This is a genomic window from Actinocrinis sp. (genome assembly GCF_035946395.1).
GTDB lineage: Bacteria > Actinomycetota > Actinomycetes > Streptomycetales > Catenulisporaceae > Actinocrinis.
This window is the reverse complement of sequence record NZ_DASYZI010000360.1, coordinates 1-6,764: the sequence shown is the minus strand read 5'-3', so window position 1 is coordinate 6,764 and position 6,764 is coordinate 1. Positions and strand designations below refer to the sequence as shown.

The 6,764-nt window shown below is 66.5% G+C and carries 4 protein-coding genes; 2 read left to right on the top strand and 2 right to left on the bottom strand.

From position 1 onward, the window contains the following. Window positions 1-123 precede the first annotated feature (123 nt). On the bottom strand, window positions 124-429 hold the full coding sequence (locus VGS97_RS22355) for a hypothetical protein (RefSeq protein WP_326855581.1): 306 nt from the start codon (window positions 427-429) through the stop codon (window positions 124-126). A gap of 678 nt (window positions 430-1,107) precedes the next feature. Between VGS97_RS22355 and VGS97_RS22350 the strand changes: the two genes are divergently transcribed. After that, window positions 1,108-5,811 carry a caspase, EACC1-associated type gene (locus VGS97_RS22350; RefSeq protein ID WP_414641793.1) on the top strand — a complete coding sequence of 1,568 codons (4,704 nt, stop codon included), beginning with the start codon at window positions 1,108-1,110 and terminating at the stop codon, window positions 5,809-5,811. On the opposite strand, the gene VGS97_RS22345 is transcribed toward VGS97_RS22350, so the two are convergent. Continuing rightward, on the bottom strand, window positions 5,790-6,221 hold the full coding sequence (locus tag VGS97_RS22345; protein ID WP_326855579.1) for an effector-associated constant component EACC1: 432 nt from the start codon (window positions 6,219-6,221) through the stop codon (window positions 5,790-5,792). The two genes, VGS97_RS22350 and VGS97_RS22345, sit on opposite strands and share 22 nt — an antisense overlap. A gap of 74 nt (window positions 6,222-6,295) precedes the next feature. Here VGS97_RS22345 and VGS97_RS29845 point away from each other — a divergent pair. Continuing rightward, window positions 6,296-6,764, top strand: a 469-nt coding sequence (locus tag VGS97_RS29845; protein WP_326855582.1) for a hypothetical protein, incomplete at its 3' end; no start/stop codon positions are given.

Below are 6,764 nucleotides of genomic sequence, written 5' to 3'. Positions count from 1 at the left end.
GTTGCCGCTCGTCGAGGTGCGGCAGGATCGCCTCGAACTTCACCGCGAGCACCCGCTCGTCGATCTCCATGGTGACAGCCATAGCAGAACCATGGCAGGACAATCAGAACACGTAAAGATTATTTAGCGCCAAGCCCTTAGGGCGATAGAACCGATGACGGCAATCCCCGCGAAGCCACCGGTCGTGGTGACTCTGCGCATGAGCGAGTGGCGCCGGTGGGCATGGCGGTTGCGGTGGCGGCCCGCAGCGCCTGCGGCGAAGCCGCCGTGCGGGACGAATTCGGACTTGGCGGAGGTGGTGCCGCCGTAGATTACGGAGCGTGGCTCGGGCTGCGTGCGGGCTCTGTCGCTGACGTGGCTGTGGCCGAGGTCGGTTCGCACCCACGCCGCGGCCCGCGCGCCCGCGCCGTGGTTCGCGAGAGCCGGCATCACCAGGGGATCCTGTCGGCCCCCGGCCGTCTGGTGCGTCTGGACGCCCGAAGGCGAGGCTTGCGCCTGAGGCTTCGAGTCGACGCTGGCGCCGCATCCCGGGCAGGACACGACGCCGTTGAGTTTTCTGAGGCACGAGGTGCAGTAATCCACCGCGGTTGTCCTGAACGTAGAGTCGATGGGTTTCGACCATGCAGGCTAACGTCAATCGACGGGTGCGGCACGTCCAGCGAAGGTCTGCTCAAGGCAAAAGCCACGGAAAATGGGCTCGATAGGCGGATCGCACATGACAGCCAATGCGCGCCTCGGCGCCCTCCTGCACATCATCCTGGCGAATATGCACTCCCTACAACAGCGCAAGACCACACCAAGGCATCACGCAATGCGCCCCAGGCAACGGCCCTGGCCAGCCAGTCGCCACTATCGCCGGCCTGAACACCGCCCGGATCCGTCAAAGGTCCATCCTCGTCGTTCTCACGAAAATCACCCCGCCGCTGCACGCCATCCAAGATGCGCTTGCGACTCCCGGATCCCCGCGTCACCGCGGCGCCCGCGCCTCACTCGATCGAGTGAAACAGGATTCGGATACGGACGGGCGGTCATACGCCTAGGTGTGGTCGGATGTGCGGCCCTGTGGGCTGACCGACGGACTTTCGGGAGCAACACCCGAAAACGCGGATGGCGGGGGTGCGAATGCACACGGCTGCGGGCGGTACCAGCGCTGTTGGCCAGCCACCACCGCCCGCCACGGCCCTTTCCAGGCCCGGGTCTCGCGCTGTCGTCGTAGGCACCGGTACGCACGTACCCGGATCCGCGCTCCCGGACATCTCCGCGGTGACCGCCACTGTAACTGCCGTGAGAGACGTGCTGACGGACCAGTGTGTGATGGACCCACGGCACGTCGTCTCGGTGACCGACCCGGAAGACCCGTCGCGGTTCCTCGGCGTGATCAACCAGGCGGCCGCACAGGCCGAGGACGTGTTGCTCCTTTATTACATCGGCCACGGCCTTGTCGATCTCGCGGGCGAGCTGTTCCTCGCCACCAGCGCCACGACAGACCAGGACACCATGCTGCCGGTGGAGGCACTGCCGTTCGCGGCCATCCGCGGCGTGTTCGCGGCGCACCGGGCCAGGCACGTCGTGGTGGTGCTGGACTGCTGCTTCTCAGGGCGGGCTCACGGCGCATTCGGCACGGCGATGGCAGACTCGTTCGAGCTGACGAACGTGCAGGGCAGCTACCTGCTGAGCGCGACCTCCGCGACCGAGCGGGCGCTCGCTCTGCCGGAGGAGCCGTACACGGCGTTCAGCGGCGCGCTGCTGGAACTCCTCCGCGAAGGCGACCCGGCCGCGCCACGCGGGCTCACGCTCGACGACGCCTACCGTTACCTCGCACGCACCCTACCGCCACGAGGCGTGCCCGCCCCGTGGCGGCGTCTGAGCGGAGACACCGGCAGGCTGGTGGTGGCAGTCAACCCGCAGGCGCCCGAGGTCATCCGCTCTCGCTCTAATTACCCCGAACGGACCGAGCCGGCTCCATCAGTGCCCCGCCCGTGCCCATATCCAGGCCTGGAAGCGTTCACCGCGGATGACACAGACTACTTCTATGGCCGGGAACGGCTCGTGAATGAGATCCTCCGCGTCCTGGCCGCCGACGGTCACGGCGGGCCGCTCGCGATCGTCGGCCGTTCGGGAGCGGGAAAGTCGTCGCTGCTACAGGCCGGGCTGCTGCCCGCGATCAAGGCCGGACGGCTGGACTTGCCGGGCTCACGGCACTGGCCGCAGTTGGTCATGACGCCGGGAGAGCATCCGCTGCGCGTGCTCGCGAGCCGGCTGGCCTCCGGGACCAGCCAGGACGGTGAAACCGTCGCCGCGATCCTCATGGCGGATCCGGGAGAACTGCCACGGATCATCGCCGTCGGGCCGCGCGGCGATGATGTCCCCGGCGGCCTGATCCTGTGCGTCGACCAGTTCGAGGAAATCTTCACCGCCTGCACCGACGAGGCCGAACGCCAAACCTTCATCCAGGCGCTCTGCGCGACCCCAGCGGGCGGCGGCACGCCCCGGATCCAGGTGATCCTCGGCCTGCGCGCCGACTTCTACAATCGCTGCCTGGACTACCCGGAACTCGCCCCGATGGTGCGGGCCGGGCAAGTTCCAGTGCGCCCGATGAACCGGGAAGAGCTGAGCTCAGCGATCGAGCGCCCGGCGCAGGCCGCCGGGCTCCAGCTCGAAGAAGGGCTCACCGACCGGTTGCTGCTGGACCTGGAGTCCGTCGAAGGTCCCGGCCGAGATCCCGACAGTGCCCTCCCGCTGCTCGCGTTCACGCTACAGGCGACATGGCAGCAGAGTGACAAGCGCGAGCTGACCCTGTCGGATTATCAGGCCACCGGCGGGATCTGGGGCGCAGTCACCCAGCGGGCCGACGGCGTATACGACGACCTCGCGGCCGACACTCAAGAGTCGGCGAAGTTGCTGCTTCTCAGCATGGTCCAGCTCGGCGACGGCACCGACGACGTCCGCCGGCGCGTCAGCGTCGACGATCTGCTGGCCGGGCGGCCCGCCGCGGAGCAGAACGCGATTCGGGGCGCACTGCGCGCGTATGTTGCCGCGCGGCTGGTCACGGTGGACAGCGACACCGCCGAGATCGCGCACGAGGCCCTGCTCCGCGCGTGGCCCAGGCTGCGCCGGTGGATCGAGGACGACCGCAAAGACCTGCTCGATCGCCAGCGCCTGGCCGAGGCGGCACGGGTATGGAAATCGAGCGGCGGCTCGTTGTACGCCGGCGCCCGGCTGGAGGAGGCCCGCAAGTGGCTCGAACAGGAACACGCTCGCGTCCGGCGCTCGTTGAGTCCGGCAGAGGAAGGGTTCGTCCGGGCGAGCGTCCGCGCGGCGCGCCGTCGCAGGACCCGGAGATGGTCGTTTGTCACAGTCGCCGCGGTCGCCGTGCTGCTGCTTGTCGCCGGCGGCGTCTACGCCATCCAGCAGCGGGCGGGCAATCAGCAGGGCCAGGCGGTGGAATCCTCGATCGCGCTTGCCCAGGACGCGGACAACCTGCGCGCGACCGACCCGGCCGGCGCGATGTGGCTGAGCCTCGCGGCATACAACTCATCGAAGACCTCCCAGGCCCGGACCCAGCTCTATGACTCGCTCACCACCCCGTATCCGCTGACGCTTCCGGGCGGTGGCAAGGGAGCGGTGGACAGCGTGGCGTACAGCCCCGCCGGGGCGACCGCAGCCGCTGCGTGGAACGATGGGACCGTGCGGGTGTGGCGCGTCAGCGACCCGCTTCGCCCCGTGCTCACCGCCACGTTCAAGGTCCGCGCGGGTGCCATCGACGGGCTGGCGTTCAGCCCAAACGGGGGAATACTCGCGACCCACGCACTGGGCTCGCTCGAATTGTGGAAGGTGGGTGACCGCCCAGAGCGCCCGGCTCTGCTCTCCGACACGCCGGCGACCGCAGCATCTCCTCAGCCGAAGGGGACACGGCTGCCGGTAGCGTTCAGCCCGGATGGGCGGATCGTGGCGACGGGCGACGGTGACGGCAGGTTCCGGCTATGGGATGTCGCCGATCCAGCGCACACGGCGCTCATAGCGAATGTCGCCGTGTCCGGCCAGCCGCTGACTTCGGTCGCGTTCAGCCCGGACGGGGACGCACTGGCCGTCGCGAGCGAGACCAGCGCGAACTTCGGCCAGGTGGGGCTGTGGGACATGAAAACCCCGGGCGAGCCGGTGCTTCGCTCCGCTCTCGCGGTGAGCTCGCCCCTGTCGGTCGCGTTCAGCTCGGTCGGGCAACTCCTCGCCGCGGTCGGGTCGAATGGGGATGCATATGTCTGGCACATCGCGGACATAAGGCAACCGGTTAGCGTGCAGGTGAACAACACCTTTGGTGTTAATACACCGCTATCCTCTGTGGCGTTCCGTCCGCACAGCGAGCTATTCGTAGCGGCCAATTCGGGCGGCGAGACGGAGATCTGGTCCAGCACGAACGAGACTGGCGAGACCGATATAGGTAATCTGCCGGACCCTGCGGGACCGGACTGCGTCGCGTACAGCCCGAGCGGATCACAGATCCTCACCGGCGACTCCGGCGGGTCGGTGGAGTTGTGGACCGCACCCACCCCACTGCTATCGGGCCCCGTGTACACAGACGCCAGTGGTGCGTCCCCCTGGAACGGGAACAGCACCCTCCTGGTTACGGACAATAACTCCATCGGTGGAGGTGCCATCGAGCTGTGGGATGTGTCCGATCCGTTTCATCCAGCACGGGAGGCCCTACTTCCAGGGAAATGGGCCAATGGTTACTTTTTGCCAGGTAGCGACACAGTCGTGACCACTACCGCGGACGGCAACGTTATGCAGCTCTGGAACGTTTCCGACCCGCTCCATCCCCAGGCCGGCGCCGAACTGTCGGACCTCGGGTACGCCAGCGGCTCCATCACCTCGACATCGTGGGCCAGCAGCGATAACGGCTTGCTGCTCGTCGCAAACACCGACGATGTCCGCCTCTGGGACGTCAGGAACATCAGCCATCCCGTTCTCGACGCCACGCTCAACGTGACCTCCGAGGGGGTGGTGACGTTTCTGAGTGATCGGCTGGCCGCCGTTGTCGCCGAGAGCAGCCCAGCGCAAAACAGGATGGAACTATGGGACATCGGGAACCCGCAGCATCCGGTGGCCGAAGGAGCGGTGCCCACCGCGGCCGTCCCTGACCTGGGCGCGATCTACGATCCACCCCGGCATCTGCTGGCGACGAATAACGTTCAGGGGGCCGCATCCGGCACGACCCTGTGGAGCTTGGAAGAGCTCAGCAAGCCAAGCTTCCTGTCCAGCGCCGACATGGAGCCGAGAAGCATCGCCGGGCTCGACAACGACATCTGGGCCGCGCTTACGACCAGCGGCGACGCCATCGGCGTGTGGAATGCCAGCAACCCGCGTCAGTTGATGAGAATCGCCACTCTTCCCCTCGGTAGCGGCAGCGTCAACAGCGTCTCGGGCCTGTCCGCTGCGGCCAGTTCAGGCGGCTGGCTGGTGGCAACAGGTGTCCAGCTGAGATCCGGCGATGACGAGGTATACATGGCGGAGGTTCCCCCCGATGGACGAGCCATCAGTGACTATGCTCAGATATCAGGGGATATCCCCAACTACGTCATCAGTCCGGACGGGAAGCTGCTGGCGACAAACCTCCACACGGATCTCAATGCCGAGAGCGCGCTTGACGCATTCGATCCGCAAGATCCTGGAATCACCAATCCCGGAATCGTGTACCCTCTCAACTCAGAATCAATATATCAATACCTGTGCTCAATCGCCTCACAGGCACCCTTTAATACTTCTTGGGCGCAGTACCTGCCGGACACCTACTACCGGCCCGCCTGTTCCTGACTGCGACTGTCGCCACGGAGCACCGCGAACTGCGCACTCGCCTCGCGGAGCACCTCGGCCGTGTCCATCTTCACCGCCTTCGCACTGAACTGGAACTCGCGGCCGTCGGCGTCCTTCAGCGAGACCGACACCTCGGAACGGCACTGGGAAAGCCAGGTGCAGATCGAACGCACCAGAACCGCGCCCGCGCCACCGGAACCCAGGGCAACGGTCAGCAGTTCGACACCGGCGCCCATCTCTCCCGGCTGGGGGGCCGCACGGACGGCGCGGACCCGGCCGCGCAGAGCGGCCTCCCTGCTGAGCCAGTCGGACAGCGAAGGCAGAAGCTCCAGCGCGACCTCAATGTAAAGCTCGTCATCATCGGCGAGAGACATGTTCTTATCCTCCCGAAGTCGCGATGACAGCGCCACCTTCCTGCGTTCATGAGGCGGAAGGACACGTCTACAGTTACAGTCATCGCGCAAGATGGTCATGAGGGCGTGCGATGACAGCGAATACGAACCACGCCGCCCGCCCTGGAAGCACCAACCCGACCGGCAGCAGCATCCAGGGCTGCTACTTAGTGCGGTCTGACCCGATTAACCTGATCTTTCCCGCTCTGCAAGCCTCAATTTGCACGCAAGCACGGCCCCTGACGATCATTCAGGTTCCTACGCCGCTGATCAACGCAGCGGCTCGTGCCTACCATGGCATTCTCGCCTATCGACGCGCGTTCTGCCTGCTCTTGCCGAAGATGAACGCGTCCCGGTCCTTGCTTTTGGCCCTCGGCCGCCGTACCCGGATCGGTACCGTCGATGATTCCCGTCGTTGCAGTGGCGCCAAGATGCTTGACTACCTCGACTACCTCGGCCAGCGTCCGCAGACGCACCCCGGGGCTGACGGTACATCCCCGCTCGGCCAGCAGCGGACGAATCTCACCCACGGCCCGGGTAATGGTGGAGCGGTCCACCTCG

Excerpts from the sequence above, each read along its gene's own strand:
- VGS97_RS22355 (WP_326855581.1), bottom strand. The coding sequence starts at position 429 with ATGCCGGCTCTCGCGAACCACGGCGCGGGCGCGCGGGCCGCGGCGTGG.
- VGS97_RS22350 (WP_414641793.1), top strand. The coding sequence starts at position 1,108 with ATGGCGGGGGTGCGAATGCACACGGCTGCGGGCGGTACCAGCGCTGTT.